Here is a 15612-nt window from a genome sequence, read left to right on the forward strand (position 1 = left end):
GGCCCGCCGGTGCAGGCCAGAACGCCGCACTGTTTCGACTAGAACACCGCACCGACACAAACCGGAACCGGCATCGCCAGACACCTACTTGATCTGCACCGGCAACTCAGTGGTTTCCTTGATGGACTGCAGTGCGAAACTGCTGCGAATGTCGATGACCGCCGGATGGCGCATCAGCGTATCCATCGCAAAGCGCGAGAAAGCAGCCAGATCGTTGACATGGACACGCAGCAGATAATCCATGTCGCCGGACATGGCATAGCACTGAATGACTTCAGCCCAGCCCTGCACGTCCCGCGCAAAGCCGGACATGGCACCGTGCTCGGCCCGATGCGACTTGTCGAGGCGCACGAAGACATACGCCAGCAGGCCCAACCCCAGTTTTTCCGGATCTGCCAGCGCCACATAGCGGCGGATGTAGCCCTGCTCTTCGAGGCGCTTGACCCGGCGCAGACACGGACTGGGCGACAGGGAAACCCGCTGCGCCAAGTCTTGGTTGCTGATGCGGCCATCTCGCTGAAGGTGCATCAGAATCAGGCGATCGGTACGATCGAGGTCCTCGTCTGGCAGCATATTGTCTTTAGGGGCCATAAATAGAACATTGATTGCGTCAGAATAGGCGATTACGCCGACCATTGGCAATCTACTTGCTGGTGGTTTTCCCTACAATTTCTCAGGAGAACAGCGAAAAGAACGCACCAAGGAGACCATCATGAGCACAGCTTTCGAGCCCTGGGACAACCCCCTGGGCACCGCCGGGTTCGAATTTGTCGAGTACACGGCGCCAGACCCCGCCGCCCTGGGCCGCGTCTTCGAAGCGCTGGGCTTTCGCGCCATCGCCCGCCACCGCAAGAAAAACGTCACCCTCTATCGCCAGGGCGCCATCAACTTCCTGGTCAATGCCGAGCCCAACTCTTTTGCTCAGCGTTTCGCCCGGCAGCACGGCCCATCCATCTGCGCCATCGGGCTGCGTGTGCAGGACGCCGCCAGCGCCTACCGCCTGGCGCTCGAACGCGGGGCCTGGGGCTTCGATTCGCGCAGCGGCCCCATGGAACTCAACATCCCGGCCATCAAGGGCATTGGTGACTCGCTAATCTACCTGGTGGATCGTTGGCGCGGCAAGTACGGCCATGGCGGCATCGGTGACATCGGCATCTACGACGTCGATTTCGAGCCACTGGATCACCGCACGGCACACGCCGACCTGCGCCCCAAGGGGGCCGGGCTGCTGCAAATCGACCACCTGACGCACAACGTACACCGTGGCCGCATGCAAGAATGGGCCGAATTCTACGAACGCATCTTCAACTTCAGGGAAATCCGCTACTTCGACATCGAGGGGCAGATGACGGGGGTCAAGTCCAAGGCCATGACCTCGCCGTGCGGCCTGATCCGCATCCCCATCAATGAAGAAGGCAGCGAGACGCCGGGCCAGATTCAAGAATATCTCGACGCCTACCATGGCGAAGGCATCCAGCACATCGCACTGGCAAGCGGCGACATCTACGCCACGGTCGAGGCCCTGCGAGGCCGCGTGCAATTTCTCGACACGCCCGATACCTATTACGAGCTGCTGGACAAACGCCTGCCCGGCCACGGCGAAGACACTGCCCGCCTGCGGCGCAACCGCATCCTGCTGGATGGCGCACCCGACGGCGGCCTGCTGCTGCAGATTTTCACCGCCAACCAGATCGGGCCTATTTTCTTCGAGCTCATTCAGCGCAAGGGCAACGACGGCTTTGGCGAAGGCAACTTCAAGGCGCTGTTCGAGTCCATCGAGCTCGACCAGATCCGGCGCGGCGTCCTGAAAGCCTGAAACCCCGCCGCGGACGATGCCCGGCGGCGGCGCTGGCCTGCCGGACGGACTCGCGGTGCGACAACACAGCGCGGCAGACCCGGCGACGCCACGCCCGCGCCTGCGTACAATCAACCCATGTGCCGATCCGGTTTCTTCACCGGGTCGGCATCCCTGCTTTTGCGCCTATCGCCACGTCCGCCCTTTCACCCGCTCGCCGCCATGCTTCTCGCCTACCTGAACACCATCCGCCAGCGCAGCACGCGCATGTTTCTCACGATCGCGCGCATCATGGTGCCCGTGATGGTGATCGTATATGCCGCCGACCGCTTCGGCCTGGTGCGCCTGGCGGGCGAAGCCCTGGCTCCCGCCATGGCGGTGCTGGGGCTGCCCCCGCAGGCCGGCATCATCTGGGCCACTACGGTGCTCACCAACATTTACGGCGGCATGGCCTCGATGGCGGCTCTGTCCAGCGGGTTGCAGATGACGACCGCACAGGTCAGCGCACTGGGCATCATGATGCTCTTTGCCCACAACGTGCCCACCGAGCAGGCCATCGTGCACCGCGCCGGGGCCAGTGCGCTGGTCACGGGCGCCCTGCGCTTTACCATGGCGCTTGTGGTGGGCGCCCTCGTGGCCTGGATCTGCCAGACGCTGGGCTGGCTGCAAGCGCCCGTCTCCTTTGCCTGGATGGGCCAGGATGCGGGGCTGACCCAGGGGCCGCCCGACCTGCTGCCCTGGCTGTGGGCCACCCTCAAATCGCTGCTGATGGTGTTCGGGGTGATCGTCGGCCTGGTCGTGTTCCTCGACCTGCTGGAGCGCCTGGGCGTCACGCGGCTGATCACGCGCCTGCTGACGCCCGTGCTGCGGCTCTCGGGGCTGGAAGAGCGGGCTGCCCCCCTGACCACGGTGGGGGTGCTGCTCGGGCTGGCGTATGGCGGCGCCCTCATCATCGATGCCGCGGAACGTGAAAACTACAGCCGCCGCACGCGCCTGCTGGCCCTGTCCTGGCTATCGCTCAGCCACTCGCTGATCGAAGACACCCTGCTGATCCTGGCGCTGGGCGCCAACCTCTGGGTGATCCTGGTGCTGCGTGTGCTGCTCACCCTGGGCGTGCTGGCGCTGATGGCGGCGCTGACCCAGCCAGGCACCTACTGGGGGCGCCGCCTGACAGCGGTCGGCAGCCCCCAACGCGGCTGACACCCCGCAGCCACGCCCACCGCGCGACACACAGCGCACGGCAGGCGGGCAGGTGACAGGTGACAGGTGACAGGCAGGATGCCACGGCCCGTCAGGCGTCCGGCCTGAGCAGCTGCGCGTAGTGCCGCCGAAACTTGGCCATCTTGGGTGAAATGACGAACTGACAATAGCCTTGTTGCGGGTTGCGGCGGTAGTAATCCTGATGCAGAGCCTCGGCGGGCCAGAAGGGGCCCGCCGCTTCGATCCGGGTGCAGATCGGGGCATCGAAATGCGCCTGCGCGGCGGCACGCACCTGCTCTGCCGTTTGCCGCTGTGCGTCGTTCAGGTAAAAGATGACGGACGCATACTGCGGGCCAACGTCATGCCCCTGGCGATCGGGTGTGGTGGGATCGTGCGTGCCGAAGAACACCTGCAGCAGCGTTTCGTAGCTGAGCTGCCGCGGGTCGAAGTCGAGCTGTACGACCTCGACGTGTCCCGTATCCTGGCGGCAGACCTGCTCGTAGCTGGGATGATCCACGTGCCCGCCACAAAACCCGGGCCGCACATCGGACACACCACGCAGCGCCCGGAAAACGGGTTCGAGACACCAGAAGCATCCACCACCCAAAATTGCCTGTTCCATTGCGCACCTCTTCATTGCCAGACACATCGATCGACCACCGAGGGCCTGGCCGTTAGCCATCCACACAGACTATCAAGGCTGCGGGGTCTTCGCCAGGGTCAAAATCCAATGCGCCAGACGCAGGGCGTCGGTATCGGACAGCCGCGTCTGCGCCGGCATGGGGATGGCCCCCCACTGGCCACGGCTGCCCTGGCGCATGGCGTCGGCCAAATGCCGGGCCGCCCCAGGCCGACCCGCGAAGCGCTGGGCGATCGCCCGAAACGGAGGCCCCACACGCCGCGCCTCGACCTGATGGCACCCCAGACACTGGCGCTGGGTGGCCAGCGCCTGGCCGTCAGCCACGGCAGAAGCCCCCGCAGCCGGGGCCGTCACCAGCCAGACGGGCAACACCAGAGCGGCCATGAACACCCCCATCCGCAAACGCTGGCGATCTTTTCGCACGAAACATTCCCTTTGTCTGAAGATTTTTGCGGCGCGGCGCACTGCCGTGAGCCAGGCGCGCGGGCACAAGCACCGGCCGCCTCGCGCCGCAGCGGGACGACCCAGCGGCGAGACGACCCTTGCAGTGGGACACCCCTGCGGCAGGACGCCACACGACAGGACGACCTGCGGCGCTGCGAACCAGATACCGGCGTCACCCCCGATCACGGTATTATCCATGATCGTCTGTCCTCTGGATGTCCGCTCATGCCATTTCCCCACATCGACCCCATTGCCCTGCAGATCGGCCCGCTGGCCATCCATTGGTATGGTCTGATGTACCTGGCCGGCTTCGGTCTGGCCTGGCTGCTGGGGCGCTGGCGCATCCACCACTATCCGGGCGAACTCACGCTGCGCGACCTGGAAGACATCATCTTCTACGGCGTGCTGGGGGTGGTGCTGGGCGGGCGCCTGGGCTACGTGCTGTTCTACAAATTCGACGACTACCTGGCCCACCCGCTGTCGATCTTCGAGGTCTGGCAAGGCGGCATGTCGTTTCACGGCGGGCTGCTGGGCGTCATCCTGGCCATGCTGTTCTTTGCCCGCAAGCGCGGCCAGCACCTGCTGGCCATCGGCGACTTCATCGCGCCGCTCATTCCGCTGGGGCTGGCTGCGGGGCGCCTGGGCAATTTCATCAACGGCGAACTGTGGGGACGCCCCACCGACCTGCCCTGGGGCATGATCTTCCCAGGCGCACACGACAACACCCCCCGTCATCCCTCGCAGCTGTACGAAATGGGGCTCGAGGGCTTCGCCCTGTTTGCCCTGATCTGGTGGTTCGCCCGCAAGCCCCGCCCCATGGGGCAGGTCAGCGCGGTCTTCCTGATGGGCTACGGCACATTCCGCTTCCTGGTGGAATTCACCCGCGAACCGGACGACTTCCTGGGGCTGCTGGCGGGCGGCCTGTCGATGGGCCAGCTGCTGTCCATCCCCATGGTGCTCATTGGGCTGTATCTGTTCGTGTGGGCAGCAAGACGATCGTCCCGCGCACCGACACGCTGAGCGTCTCGCGCCCCCCTTCCACCGGCGCCGCCACGGCGGCATCCGCCACCATGGCGCGCATCATGCGCGGCGCGGGCATGGGCGGCACGTCGCCCGCCCCGCCAAGATCAAGCGACTTGAGCTGGTAGCGCTCGTAGCCCAGGGCCTTGACCAGCGCCCCGGCGCGAGCGCGAAAGGCGGCCACCGACTGCTCCAGCAGCTTCTGTTCTTCGGCCACCCGGCGTTCACGCGACACGGAAAAGGCCATGCCCGCAATGGGCATGCGATCCGCCAGCTGGGCGGCCAGCTGCGAGACGGCGGCAAAATTCCTGGACTGCAGCAGAATCTCGGCCTGGCCGCGCCACTGGGCGATCTTGCCCTCTTGGTTGCTGGTGGGCCAGATGCGATAGGCGCCGCTGGACACTTCGATGCCCGCCTGATCCTTGGCCTGCTTCATGACGGAATCGAGCCGTGTGTTCAGCTGCCGGGACACCTCGGCCTGCGACGCCGCCGCGACCTCGGCGGCCAGCGTCACCTGGACGGTATCCTGCGACACCTCGGCGCTGGCCTGAGCCGACAGGCTGGCCTGCGCGGCGGAGTCTTCCGCGGGCGCATGCGCCTGCGCGGCCCACGGGGCAAGCAGCAAGCCGCCAGCCAGCAGTCCGGCAAGCACGGGTTTCATCAGAAAGCGGGTACGACGCGTCATCTCTGGACATCCGGGGATATGAAAACCACGTCAGTCTAACAACAAGCGCCTGCGGCGACGCCCCGCAAAACGTTGTGAAATGTTGCCCACCGGACACGGCCAGCGCGTTCAGGGCCCGGCATGCATCATCCAACACCGCAGCCCACGGACATTGCCTGCCTGCAACAGGCACAAAACAAAAGGCCCACCGCGCAAATACGGTGGGCCTTGCTAAAAACGCCCCGCCTGTGCCGTCAAGGCCGGCATCCCGGAACCGGAGGTTCACGGTGGTCGCCATCAGCCAGATTTCGGGCTATCCAAGTGAAGGAAGCTCTCCCCTCTGTCAATCCGGCAACCTATGCCAAATAGCATTGGTTCAAGGAATGTATGGCCTGGTCACGAACACGGCAGGGACTTAAACAGCTGGATGCCGCAAACAGGCCCCCAGAATAAGTCGGTCAAACACTAAACGGCATTGGCATTGGGTAGAACTTGGTCGAGCATGCCGTTCATGGACTCGATTTTACCCCTGAAATCGCCAACGGCAATATCGCTGAGCGGACCATTGGGTGCGCGCAGGGTCAGCAGCTCGTTGGCGATCTGGATGGCGGCCATGACGGCGATGCGCTCGTTGCTGACGACTTTGCCCGAACCCTTGATGGCCAGCATGCGCTGATCGACCTGGCGCACCGCCGCGAGCAGGGCATCTTTTTCTTGCGCCGGGCAGGCGAGCGAGTAGTCGCGCCCCAGGATGGATACATCGACACGTTCCATGGATCAGGCCTCCGCGCCGGGCAGGCGCTCGAGTATGAGTTCGATTTGCTGCTGCGCCCCGGCCGCCGCCGCTCGCAGGCGGTTGCGTTCGGTTTCGACCTGCGTGAGGCGCTGCTGCATGGACTGCGCGTGCTCTTGGTGGTCGCGCAGCTGCGTTTCGAGCGCGCGACGTTCGTCGGCGGTTTCATCGCGCACGGACTGCAGTTCTTGCTCGTGGCGCGACATGCGTTCGGACATGCGCGTGAACTCTTCGTATTCGTGGATTTGCTGCGACTTGAGCGCCTGGCATTCTTGCTCGAGCTGCTGGATGCGCGCCTGGAGCGCCAGCCGTTCGGCCTGCAGGCCCTGCGTGAGCTGCACGACCTTGTGGATGCGTTGCGATAGGGCGTCGAGATCTTCGAGCATGCGAGCTGACCTATATCAGGAAGAGGACGGAGTCGTACGGGCATCTGACGGTGTGGCGGGGTTCTGGGCGGCCTGCCCCGACGCGCGCACACCCCGATGCCGCAAATAGCGGTTCTCGCGGCCATGGCGAAACAGCAGGCCGGAGAGCTCGTTCAGCGCCAGAGTATAAACCTCGCGCTTGAACTCGATGACGGCTTCGAGCGGCACCCAGTAGGCGTTCCAGCGCCAGGCATCGAACTCGGGCGTGTCGCTTGCCCGCAGGGAAACATCAGTGTCACGCCCCACCATGCGCAGCAGAAACCAGATTTGCTTCTGCCCCTTGTAATGACCACGCAACTCGCGACGAACGTAGTGTTCGGGCACGGTATAGCGCAGCCAGTCTCGTGTCCGCCCCAGGATGCGGACGTGCTCGGCACGCAGGCCGGTTTCTTCGTGAAGCTCTCGGTACATGGCCTGCACGGGGGTTTCGCCGTGCTTGATGCCGCCCTGAGGGAACTGCCACGCGTGCTCCCGGATGCGCTTGCCCCAGAAAACCTCATTTTTCTGGTTCACGAGAATGATGCCGACATTGGGGCGGTAGCCTTCGCGATCCAACATGGGGCCACCTCGGTTATGAATTCAATACAATTACTGTCGATTATACGTACCCAGCGGAATCCCTACCATGTACGCCAGCCAGTATCACCTGAACACCCTGAAAGAAGCGCCCGCCGAGGCCGAAGTCGTCAGCCACCAGCTGATGACCCGCGCCGGCATGATCCGCAAGATCGCGGGCGGCGTCTACACCTACATGCCCATGGGCCTGAAGGTGCTGCGCAAGATTGAAGCCATCGTACGCGAAGAAATGAACCGCGCGGGCGCCATTGAAATCCTGATGCCGGTGGTGCAGCCCGCCGAACTCTGGCAGGAATCCGGGCGCTGGGAACAGTACGGCGCCGAACTGCTGCGCATCAAGGATCGCCACCAGCGCGACTTCGTGCTGCAGCCCACGTCCGAAGAGGTCGTCACCGACATCGCGCGCAACGAGATCCACAGCTGGCGCCAGCTGCCGGTCAACTTCTACCACATCCAGACCAAGTTCCGCGACGAGCGCCGACCACGCTTTGGCCTGATGCGCGGGCGCGAATTCACCATGAAAGACGCCTACTCGTTCGATCGCGACGAGGCGGGCGCACTGGCCAGCTATGACAAGATGTACGCCGCCTACCAGCGCATCTTCACCCGCCTGGGCCTCACCTTCCGCGCCGTGGCCGCCGACACCGGCTCGATCGGTGGCTCGCGCAGCCACGAGTTCCAGGTGATCGCCGACACCGGCGAAGACCTGATCGTCTACAACCCGGATTCCGACTACGCGGCCAACATCGAGCTGGCCGACGCCCCCTGCCTGCTGCCCGCGCGCGAAGCGGCCCGCGAAGCGCTGACGAAGCGCGCCACCCCCGAGGCCCCCAAGTGCGAAATCGTGGCCGAACAGCTGGGCCTGCCGCTGTCGCGCACCGTCAAGTCCGTGGTGCTCGCCACCGACCCCGAAGAAGGCCCGGCGCGCCTCTGGCTGCTGCTCATCCGCGGCGACCACGAAACCAACGAGGTCAAGGTCGGCAAGCTGCCCGGCTTCGAGCACGGCTACCGCCTGGCCAGCGAGGCGGAGATCGATTCCGTCTTTCACTGCACGCCGGGCTACCTCGGGCCCGTCGGCCTGAGCCCCGACGCCATCACGATCATCGCCGACCGCACCGTGGCGCACATGGGCGACTTCGTCTGCGGCGCCAACGAGGCAGGCTACCACCTCACCGGCGTCAACTGGGGGCGCGACCTGCCCGAACCCGGCCTGGTGGCCGACCTGCGCAACGTGGTGGCGGGCGACCCCGCCCCCGAAGGCGGCACGCTGGCCATTCAGCGCGGCATCGAAGTGGGCCATGTGTTCTTCCTGGGCGACAAATACTCCAAAGCGCTCAACGCCAGCTTCCTGGAAACCGACGGCAAGCCCGCCATTTTGCAGATGGGCTGCTACGGCATCGGCATCAGCCGCATCGCCGCGGCCGCCATCGAACAGAACCACGATGCGCGCGGCATGATCTGGCCGCGCGCCATCGCCCCCTTTGAAGTGGTGCTGTGCCCCATCGGCATCGGCAAAAGTGAAACCGTGCGTAACGCCGCGGAAACCCTGTACCAGGCGCTGCGGGCCGCCGGGGTGGACGTCATCCTGGACGACCGCGATGCCCGGCCCGGCATCATGTTCGCCGATTGGGAACTCATCGGCGTGCCCGTGCGGGTGACGCTGGGCGAGCGCGGCCTGAAAGAAGGAATTGTTGAAGTTCAGTCACGATCGGATACGCAAGCCCGGCGCATCGCCCCCGACGACGCCGTGGCCGCCATCCTGAGCGCCCTGGACGCACTGTAGGTATCCACCGCCACCGGCCCGCGCTCAGCCGGGTCGGCCTGGCATGTCACACGGCTTAACGAAAAAATGACCCTGGCAACCAGCAACGCTACCGGCGAACTGGCCGTTCGCGTATATTACGAGGACACTGATACGGGTGGTGTCGTCTATTACGCGAACTACCTCAAATTTTTCGAGCGCGCCCGCACAGAATGGCTGCGCGCGCTTGGAATGGACCAACGCCAACTTGCAGCTCAGGAACAGATGATGTTTGTGGTCAGACACGCGGAGATTGCCTACCGGCAGCCAGCCCGCCTCGACGATCTGATCCACATCCGCACCACGGTCGCCGACCTGCGGGCCTCAACGCTGGTATTCCACCAACAGGCACTGCGCGACGGGGAACTGCTGGCCAGCGCCAACGTCCAAGTCTGCACGGTGCATGCCACCACCTTCAAACCCATTCGTCTATCCCCTTCCATCCGGGATCTCTTGAACAAGGCCCTTCGTTAACCATGCAAGCCTCCAGCGATTTGTCGTTGCTCTCCCTCATCGGCAACGCCAGTATTCCCGTGCAGATCGTCATGCTGATCCTGCTCGGCGCCTCAGTCCTTTCGTGGACCTACATCTTCAGCAAGCGCGCGGCGCTGCGGCGTGCCGACGAACAGACCCGCCGCTTCGAAGACGACTTCTGGGCGGGCGGCGACCTCACCGTCTTGCAGCAGGCCATCGCCAGTCGCCGCAACGAACACGGGGCGCTGGCACGCATCTTCGACGCGGGCATGACCGAATTCGTCAAGGCACGGCGCTCGTCCAGCCGGGGCGACACCCTGCTCGACGCGCCGCGCCGCGCCATGAAGGCGGCCTTCCAGCGCGAAATGGACAGCCTCGAGTCGCACCTCAACTTCCTCGCTTCCACGGGTTCCGTCAGCCCCTACATCGGCCTGCTGGGCACCGTCTGGGGGATCATGCATGCCTTCATGGGCCTGTCCACCATGCAACAGGCCACGCTCGCCGCCGTGGCTCCCGGCATCGCCGAGGCCCTGATCGCAACGGCCATCGGCCTGTTTGCCGCCATCCCCGCCGTGCTGGCCTACAACCGCTACACCAATCAGATCGACCGCCTGTCGATCCGCTTCGAGAGCTTCGTGGAAGAGTTCCTGAACATTCTGCAACGCCAGGTGCATTGAAATGACGTCCCTAGGAGGCCGCCGCAACCGGCGGATGAAAAACGACATCAACGTCGTGCCGTACATCGATGTGATGCTGGTGCTGCTGGTGATCTTCATGGTCACCGCGCCCATGATCACCCCGGGCCAGATCGAGCTGCCCTCGGTGGGGACGGCGTCGGACGTGCCCACCCAGCCCATCGAAGTCCAGATCGACGCCGAGGGCGCGCTTTCCTTGCGCGTGCGCGAAGGCGGCGCCTCCTTCCACCCGGTGGACAAGGCCAGCCTGCTGGCCGAGGTGCGTTCGGCGGCCACGCCCGACACGCCGGTCGTGATCTCCGCGGACGGCAAGGTGCCCTACAACTCGGTCATGCAGGTCATGGATCAGCTGCGCGCGGGCGGCATCGCCAAGCTGGGCCTGCTGGTCAACCAGGACGGCTCGGGGAGCCGCCAGTGAGCCTTCTTCCACACCCGGTTCGCGCCTCATGAAATTTCTTGATCGCTGGATGTCTTCCAAAGACGGATCGGACGAACGCGACGACCGACAGGGCCTGATCCTGTCCGTCGCGGCGCACGGCCTGCTGATCCTGCTGATGGTCTTCGGCTTTTCCTCCATCCCCAACCAGTCCGGCCCGGTGCAGGTCGAGCTCTGGGCCAAGGGGACGGTCTCCGAGGCCGCGTCGCCCGAAGAACAGACCGAAGAGGCCGCGCCGCCCGAACCCGAGGAAAAACCGCAGCCTGAGCCCAAGCCCGCGCCCGAGCCACCCAAGCCCGACGACAGCGCCCAGAAAGCCGCCGAGGCCGAAGCCGCTTTGCAGGCCCAGAAGGCGGCGGCCGCACAGGCCCAGGCCGCCGCCGCAGCCAAGGCGCAGGCCGATGCCGAAATTGCCCTGGCCAAGGAACGCAAGGCCCGCGAGGAAGCCGAGAAGCTGGCCGCCGAGCAGGCGGCCAAGGCCAAGGCGCAGCAAGCAGCCGCAGTCAAGGCAGCCCAGGAAAAGGCCGCCAAGGAAGCCGCCGACAAGGCGGCTGCCGAGAAAGCCGCTGCCGATAAGGCCGCCAAGGACAAGGCGGCGAAGGAACAAGCCGCCAAAGAAGCCGCCGATAAAGCCGCCAAGGAAAAGGCCGCCAAAGAAGCGGCTGACAAGGCGGCCGCCGAGAAAGCCGCCGCCGACAAGGCCGCCAAAGAGAAGGCTGCCAAGGCCGCTGCCGAAAAAGCCGCCGCGGACAAGGCCGCCAAGGAAAAAGCCGCCAAAGAGGCCGCCGCCAAGCGCGACGCCCTGAAGGCCGCCATGCGCGGCGCAGCCATGGAGGCCGCCGGCATCCCCACGGGCAACGCCGACCGCAATCAGCGCGGGGGCGGGGGCGGCAACGACGGCTACGCGAACCAGGTGCGCGCCTGCGTCAAGCCCGGCGTCACCTACAGCGTGCCGCCTCGGACGGGCAGTGGCAATCCGACGGCCAGCTTCCGCACGCGCCTGTCGTCCAACGGCGCCGTCGAGGGCGTCCAGCTGACTCGCTCATCGGGTGATACCGGCTTCGACAATGCCGTGCAAAAGGGCATCGAGAAGTGCAACCCATTCCCCAAACCGCCAAGTGGTCGGTATCCATCGTATATTGACGTGGATTACCGCATGTACGACTAAGGAGATCGTTACCATGACCGTATTCACAGCCTCCAGCTTCATCGGACGCCTCTGGCGGCGTACGGCGGCAGCTGGCCTGGGCATTGCTCTGGCGGCCGCGACAGCCACGTCCGCGCACGCCCAGCTGCGTGTCGACATTTCAGGCGTGGGCGCCACGCAGTACCCCATCGCCATCGCCGACTTCGCCGGCATCGCCAGTGCCACCTCGACGCCCGACGTCGTGCGCGCCGACCTCACCCGCTCGGGTCAGTTTCGCCTGATTGGCACCAACGGCGCGCATCCCGACGTACAAAGCCCGGTCGACTACGCCAGCTGGCAAGGCCGCGGGGCCGACTACCTGGCCTACGGCACGGTGTCGCAGGCGGGCAGCCAGTACACCGTCAGCTATCGGCTGGCCGACAATGTGCGCAAGACCGAACTCGACCAGGCCACCTTCACCGGCACCGAAGCCGAAATGCGCCGGATCGCCCACAAAATCGCCGACCGCATCTATGAAAAAATCACCGGCGTGCGCGGCGTTTTCTCCACGCGCATCGCCTATGTGTTGCAAACCGGCAACGGCTATGAGTTACAAATTGCTGACGCCGACGGGCAGAACCCCCAGGTGATGTTGCGCTCGAAACAGTCCATCATCTCGCCCGCCTGGTCGCCCGACGGCAGCAAGCTGGCCTACGTCAGCTTCGAATCCGGCAAGTCGGTGGTCTACGTCCAGACCCTGGCCACGGGCCAGCGCCAACCGGTATCCAACTACAAGGGCAACAACAGCGCCCCGGCCTGGTCCCCAGACGGCAGCCACCTCGCCATTGTGCTTTCCATGGACGGCATTTCGCAGATCTACACCATCAGTTCCAACGGCTCCGATCTGCGCCGCGTGATGCGCTCGCCGCTCATCGACACCGAGCCCTTCTACACCCCGGACGGCCAGTCGCTGGTCTTCACCAGCGACCGCGGCGGCAGCCCGCAAATCTACGAAGTCCCGGTTTCCGGGGGCGAAGCGCGCCGCCTAACCTTTTCTGGAAGTTACAATATCTCACCCAGGGTCTCGCCGGATGGACAGCAACTGGTGTACGTTACTCGCAGAAACGGTGCTTTCAGGATTGCAAGCCTGGCCTTGGGTTCAGGCGCCGAACAGATCCTGACGGACGGCCCGGACGATCAGTCTCCCAGCTATGCCCCCAACGGCATGCAAGTGCTTTACAGTTCGATTCAAGGCGGACGTAGCGTACTGGCGGTGACTTCGATCGACGGTCGTGTCCGCCAGACGCTGTCGGTGCTCAACGGCAAGGTCCGCGAGCCCGCCTGGGGCCCTTTCACCAACTGATTTTTTTCGTGTGACTCTTTCTTCTAAAGGACTTTAAATGAGCTCGCGCATCACCAGGACTCTGACCATAGCCGCTTTCGCCGCCTCGCTGGCAGCTTGCAGCTCCGTGCCGCTGGATCAAAACGGCGCCAACGGCGCCGGCTCGGATTCGGCGTCCTCTGGGCAAATCATGGATCCGTTCAATCCGCAAAGCCCGCTCGCGCAACAACGCTCGGTCTACTTCGACTTCGACAGCTACAGCATCCCCGAGCAATATCGCAGCGTCGTCGAAATGCATGCCAACTATCTGACCAGCCACCAAAGCCAGAAAGTCCGCATCGAAGGCAACACCGACGCCCGCGGCAGCTCCGAATATAATCTGGCTCTGGGCCAGCGCCGTTCGGACGCCGTGGCACGTGCAATGAAGCTGCTGGGCGTCAACGCCAACCAGATGGAAGCCATCAGCTACGGTAAAGAGCGTCCCAAGGCCACGGGTAACACCGAAGCCGACTACGCCGAAAACCGTCGTGCCGACATCGACTATCAGCGCTGATCCGCTCGCTTGATTGTCACGACGCCGTAGCGTTCAACGCTACGGCGTTTTCATTTGCCGCCGGGCCTACTTCAGACAGAAGGAACCTCTCCATGCATGCACTGACTCACCGCCTGAACATCCTGTCAGCCACGACCCTGATCGCGCTCACACTGGCCGCTCCCGCCGCTCACGCCTTTGCCGACGACGACGCCCGCCGCGCCATTCTCGAGCTGCGCACCCAGCTGCAGCAGATGCAATCGCAAAACCAGCAGGCACGCCTGCAGCTGGCCGACCAGATGGATCTCCTTTCACAGGAAATCGCCACCCTGCGCGGCCGCGTCGAAGAGCTCAGCCAGCAGGCGCGCCTGGCCGGCAACGCCCAGGCAGGCGGCAACGCGCCGCAGCAGGCCGCACAGGCGGGCGACCCGCAGCAGCAGGCGGCCTACGAGGCTGCGGCGGATCAATACCGCAACGGCAAGTACAAAGAAGCCGCCTCGGCCTTCGCCACGTTCGTACAGTCGTACCCAGACAGCGAACTGGCCAACGACGCCCAGTTCTACCTGGGCAGCAGCCAGTACGCCTCGAAAGATTTCAAGAACTCCATCCAGACCATGCAGTCGCTGGTGAAAAACCACCCGGATGATGCGCGCGCACCCGACGCCCTGCTGGTGGTCGCCGCCGACCAGATCGAACTGAACGACATGAAGGGCGCCAAGGCCAGCCTGCAGCGCATCGTCAAAGACTATCCCAAGAGCCCCGCCGCGGAAACGGCCAAGAGCCGTCTGAAGCTGCTGTGACGCATACTCGCACCGAACTGCCGCCCGACGCCCTGGCGCTGGACGGCGGCATCCTGCACTACACGCAGGCCGGGGCGGGCGCACCCCTGCTGCTCATTCACGGTTCGCTGTGCGATTACCGCTACTGGCGCTGGCAGATACCGGCCTTGGCCGAGCACTACCACGTGCTGGCTGCCAGCCTGCGCGGCTGCTGGCCCGAGCCCGGCGCACACCCGCAAGCCGGCTACCGTATCCAGGCCCAGGCGCAAGACCTGATCGGGCTGTTGCGCGCACAGCCCGGCGGACAGACGGCACACATCGTCGGCCATTCCCGTGGGGCCCAGGTGGCCATGAGCCTGGCCACCCAGGCTCCAGAACTCTGCCGCTCGCTGACGCTGGCCGACCCGGCCTTTCGCTTCGACGACGAGCCCGAAGCAGCACCCTTCTATACGCGCACCATCGAGCAGCTGCGCGCGGGCGACATCGACGGCGCCTTGCAAGGCTTCATCGACACCGTGAACGGCGAGGATACCTGGCGCCGCATGGTGGGCTGGTTCAAGGACATGGCGCGGGACAACGCCGTCACCCTGATGTCGCAGATACTGGAAGCCAACCTGGCGGTGCGGCGCCAGGACGCCGCGGCCCTGGCGTGCCCCCTGCTGCTGGTGGGCGGGGCCAATAGCCCCGCCAAGTATGGCACCCGCCAGGATCGCCTGCAGCAGCTGGTGCCGCAGGCGCAGCGGGTGCGCATCGCGCTGGCCGCCCACGGCATGAACCTGGCCAACCCGCGCGCCTTCAACCGGGCCATCCTGCAATTTGCGGCGACGGCCGACGCGCGACAACCCGCCGCGGCCCCGCTGCGCTGACGCG

The 15612-nt window shown here is 65.0% G+C and carries 19 protein-coding genes and 1 other RNA gene; 12 read left to right on the forward strand and 8 right to left on the reverse strand.

All coding sequences use genetic code 11. The features are described 5' to 3' along the window. Window positions 1-84: 84 nt before the first annotated feature. Window positions 85-573: an Lrp/AsnC family transcriptional regulator gene (locus tag CCA01S_RS11270; RefSeq protein WP_373278671.1), complete on the reverse strand. Its 489-nt coding sequence runs from the start codon at window positions 571-573 to the stop codon at window positions 85-87. Window positions 574-712: 139 nt separating this feature from the next. Between CCA01S_RS11270 and hppD the strand changes: the two genes are divergently transcribed. Together hppD and CCA01S_RS11280 are read left to right on the forward strand one after the other, a co-directional pair. Next, complete coding sequence (gene hppD / locus CCA01S_RS11275) at window positions 713-1816, forward strand: 4-hydroxyphenylpyruvate dioxygenase (protein WP_066458504.1); 1104 nt, start codon at window positions 713-715, stop codon at window positions 1814-1816. 201 nt (window positions 1817-2017) lie between these two features. After that, a complete protein-coding gene (locus CCA01S_RS11280; RefSeq protein WP_066458659.1) occupies window positions 2018-2995 on the forward strand; it encodes a nucleoside recognition domain-containing protein in 978 nt (325 codons plus the stop codon). Window positions 2996-3086: 91 nt separating this feature from the next. Here CCA01S_RS11280 and msrA read toward each other — a convergent pair whose 3' ends face one another. Together msrA and CCA01S_RS11290 are read right to left on the reverse strand one after the other, a co-directional pair. Continuing rightward, entirely contained in the window at window positions 3087-3617 is a 531-nt protein-coding gene (msrA, locus tag CCA01S_RS11285; RefSeq protein ID WP_232305086.1) for a peptide-methionine (S)-S-oxide reductase MsrA, read from the reverse strand. Between the two features lie 72 nt (window positions 3618-3689). Next, window positions 3690-4019: a c-type cytochrome gene (locus CCA01S_RS11290; protein WP_066458661.1), complete on the reverse strand. Its 330-nt coding sequence runs from the start codon at window positions 4017-4019 to the stop codon at window positions 3690-3692. A gap of 285 nt (window positions 4020-4304) precedes the next feature. Here CCA01S_RS11290 and lgt point away from each other — a divergent pair, with 285 nt between their 5' ends. After that, window positions 4305-5099 (forward strand): prolipoprotein diacylglyceryl transferase, encoded by a 795-nt coding sequence (lgt, locus tag CCA01S_RS11295; protein WP_066458509.1) that lies wholly within the window; start codon window positions 4305-4307, stop codon window positions 5097-5099. Here lgt and CCA01S_RS11300 read toward each other — a convergent pair. From CCA01S_RS11300 to CCA01S_RS11320, 5 genes are all read right to left on the reverse strand, one after another. Then, a complete protein-coding gene (locus CCA01S_RS11300; protein ID WP_066458512.1) occupies window positions 5038-5784 on the reverse strand; it encodes an SIMPL domain-containing protein in 747 nt (248 codons plus the stop codon). The two genes, lgt and CCA01S_RS11300, sit on opposite strands and share 62 nt — an antisense overlap. Window positions 5785-5998: 214 nt before the next feature. Next, a non-coding RNA gene (gene ssrS, locus CCA01S_RS11305) (6S RNA) lies at window positions 5999-6180 on the reverse strand. 48 nt (window positions 6181-6228) lie between these two features. Next, complete coding sequence (locus CCA01S_RS11310) at window positions 6229-6537, reverse strand: cell division protein ZapA (protein WP_066458515.1); 309 nt, start codon at window positions 6535-6537, stop codon at window positions 6229-6231. A gap of 3 nt (window positions 6538-6540) precedes the next feature. Next, window positions 6541-6942, reverse strand: coding sequence for a hypothetical protein (locus CCA01S_RS11315; RefSeq protein ID WP_066458518.1), 402 nt, complete (start codon window positions 6940-6942; stop codon window positions 6541-6543). Between the two features lie 15 nt (window positions 6943-6957). Beyond that, a complete protein-coding gene (locus tag CCA01S_RS11320) occupies window positions 6958-7539 on the reverse strand; it encodes an RNA pyrophosphohydrolase (protein ID WP_066458521.1) in 582 nt (193 codons plus the stop codon). 67 nt (window positions 7540-7606) lie between these two features. Between CCA01S_RS11320 and CCA01S_RS11325 the strand changes: the two genes are divergently transcribed. From CCA01S_RS11325 to CCA01S_RS11365, 9 genes are all read left to right on the forward strand, one after another. Then, entirely contained in the window at window positions 7607-9340 is a 1734-nt protein-coding gene (locus tag CCA01S_RS11325) for a proline--tRNA ligase (protein WP_066458524.1), read from the forward strand. 66 nt (window positions 9341-9406) lie between these two features. Further along, entirely contained in the window at window positions 9407-9832 is a 426-nt protein-coding gene (gene ybgC, locus CCA01S_RS11330; protein WP_066458526.1) for a tol-pal system-associated acyl-CoA thioesterase, read from the forward strand. A 2-nt stretch (window positions 9833-9834) separates the two neighbouring features. After that, complete coding sequence (gene tolQ, locus CCA01S_RS11335) at window positions 9835-10509, forward strand: protein TolQ (RefSeq protein WP_066458529.1); 675 nt, start codon at window positions 9835-9837, stop codon at window positions 10507-10509. Window position 10510: 1 nt separating this feature from the next. Further along, window positions 10511-10945, forward strand: coding sequence for a protein TolR (gene tolR, locus CCA01S_RS11340; protein WP_066458532.1), 435 nt, complete (start codon window positions 10511-10513; stop codon window positions 10943-10945). A gap of 28 nt (window positions 10946-10973) precedes the next feature. Next, complete coding sequence (gene tolA / locus CCA01S_RS11345) at window positions 10974-12131, forward strand: cell envelope integrity protein TolA (protein ID WP_066458537.1); 1158 nt, start codon at window positions 10974-10976, stop codon at window positions 12129-12131. A 13-nt stretch (window positions 12132-12144) separates the two neighbouring features. Continuing rightward, window positions 12145-13452 carry a Tol-Pal system beta propeller repeat protein TolB gene (gene tolB, locus CCA01S_RS11350; RefSeq protein ID WP_066458540.1) on the forward strand — a complete coding sequence of 436 codons (1308 nt, stop codon included), beginning with the start codon at window positions 12145-12147 and terminating at the stop codon, window positions 13450-13452. A gap of 37 nt (window positions 13453-13489) precedes the next feature. After that, window positions 13490-13984, forward strand: a complete 495-nt coding sequence (pal, locus tag CCA01S_RS11355) for a peptidoglycan-associated lipoprotein Pal (protein ID WP_066458543.1) — start codon at window positions 13490-13492, stop codon at window positions 13982-13984. Window positions 13985-14076: 92 nt separating this feature from the next. After that, a complete protein-coding gene (gene ybgF, locus CCA01S_RS11360) occupies window positions 14077-14763 on the forward strand; it encodes a tol-pal system protein YbgF (protein ID WP_066458549.1) in 687 nt (228 codons plus the stop codon). Then, entirely contained in the window at window positions 14760-15608 is an 849-nt protein-coding gene (locus CCA01S_RS11365) for an alpha/beta fold hydrolase (protein WP_232305090.1), read from the forward strand. The genes ybgF and CCA01S_RS11365 overlap by 4 nt, the downstream gene beginning before the upstream one ends. Window positions 15609-15612 lie beyond the last annotated feature (4 nt).

Origin of the sequence: Castellaniella caeni NBRC 101664, from assembly GCF_001592225.1 — a bacterium.
Classification (GTDB): domain Bacteria; phylum Pseudomonadota; class Gammaproteobacteria; order Burkholderiales; family Burkholderiaceae_B; genus Castellaniella; species Castellaniella caeni.

Excerpts from the sequence above, each read along its gene's own strand:
- CCA01S_RS11270 (WP_373278671.1), bottom strand. The coding sequence starts at position 573 with ATGCTGCCAGACGAGGACCTCGATCGTACCGATCGCCTGATTCTGATG.
- hppD (WP_066458504.1), top strand. The coding sequence starts at position 713 with ATGAGCACAGCTTTCGAGCCCTGGGACAACCCCCTGGGCACCGCCGGG.
- CCA01S_RS11280 (WP_066458659.1), top strand. The coding sequence starts at position 2,018 with ATGCTTCTCGCCTACCTGAACACCATCCGCCAGCGCAGCACGCGCATG.
- msrA (WP_232305086.1), bottom strand. The coding sequence starts at position 3,617 with ATGGAACAGGCAATTTTGGGTGGTGGATGCTTCTGGTGTCTCGAACCC.
- CCA01S_RS11290 (WP_066458661.1), bottom strand. The coding sequence starts at position 4,019 with ATGGCCGCTCTGGTGTTGCCCGTCTGGCTGGTGACGGCCCCGGCTGCG.
- lgt (WP_066458509.1), top strand. The coding sequence starts at position 4,305 with ATGCCATTTCCCCACATCGACCCCATTGCCCTGCAGATCGGCCCGCTG.
- CCA01S_RS11300 (WP_066458512.1), bottom strand. The coding sequence starts at position 5,784 with ATGACGCGTCGTACCCGCTTTCTGATGAAACCCGTGCTTGCCGGACTG.
- CCA01S_RS11310 (WP_066458515.1), bottom strand. The coding sequence starts at position 6,537 with ATGGAACGTGTCGATGTATCCATCCTGGGGCGCGACTACTCGCTCGCC.
- CCA01S_RS11315 (WP_066458518.1), bottom strand. The coding sequence starts at position 6,942 with ATGCTCGAAGATCTCGACGCCCTATCGCAACGCATCCACAAGGTCGTG.
- CCA01S_RS11320 (WP_066458521.1), bottom strand. The coding sequence starts at position 7,539 with ATGTTGGATCGCGAAGGCTACCGCCCCAATGTCGGCATCATTCTCGTG.
- CCA01S_RS11325 (WP_066458524.1), top strand. The coding sequence starts at position 7,607 with ATGTACGCCAGCCAGTATCACCTGAACACCCTGAAAGAAGCGCCCGCC.
- ybgC (WP_066458526.1), top strand. The coding sequence starts at position 9,407 with ATGACCCTGGCAACCAGCAACGCTACCGGCGAACTGGCCGTTCGCGTA.
- tolQ (WP_066458529.1), top strand. The coding sequence starts at position 9,835 with ATGCAAGCCTCCAGCGATTTGTCGTTGCTCTCCCTCATCGGCAACGCC.
- tolR (WP_066458532.1), top strand. The coding sequence starts at position 10,511 with ATGACGTCCCTAGGAGGCCGCCGCAACCGGCGGATGAAAAACGACATC.
- tolA (WP_066458537.1), top strand. The coding sequence starts at position 10,974 with ATGAAATTTCTTGATCGCTGGATGTCTTCCAAAGACGGATCGGACGAA.
- tolB (WP_066458540.1), top strand. The coding sequence starts at position 12,145 with ATGACCGTATTCACAGCCTCCAGCTTCATCGGACGCCTCTGGCGGCGT.
- pal (WP_066458543.1), top strand. The coding sequence starts at position 13,490 with ATGAGCTCGCGCATCACCAGGACTCTGACCATAGCCGCTTTCGCCGCC.
- ybgF (WP_066458549.1), top strand. The coding sequence starts at position 14,077 with ATGCATGCACTGACTCACCGCCTGAACATCCTGTCAGCCACGACCCTG.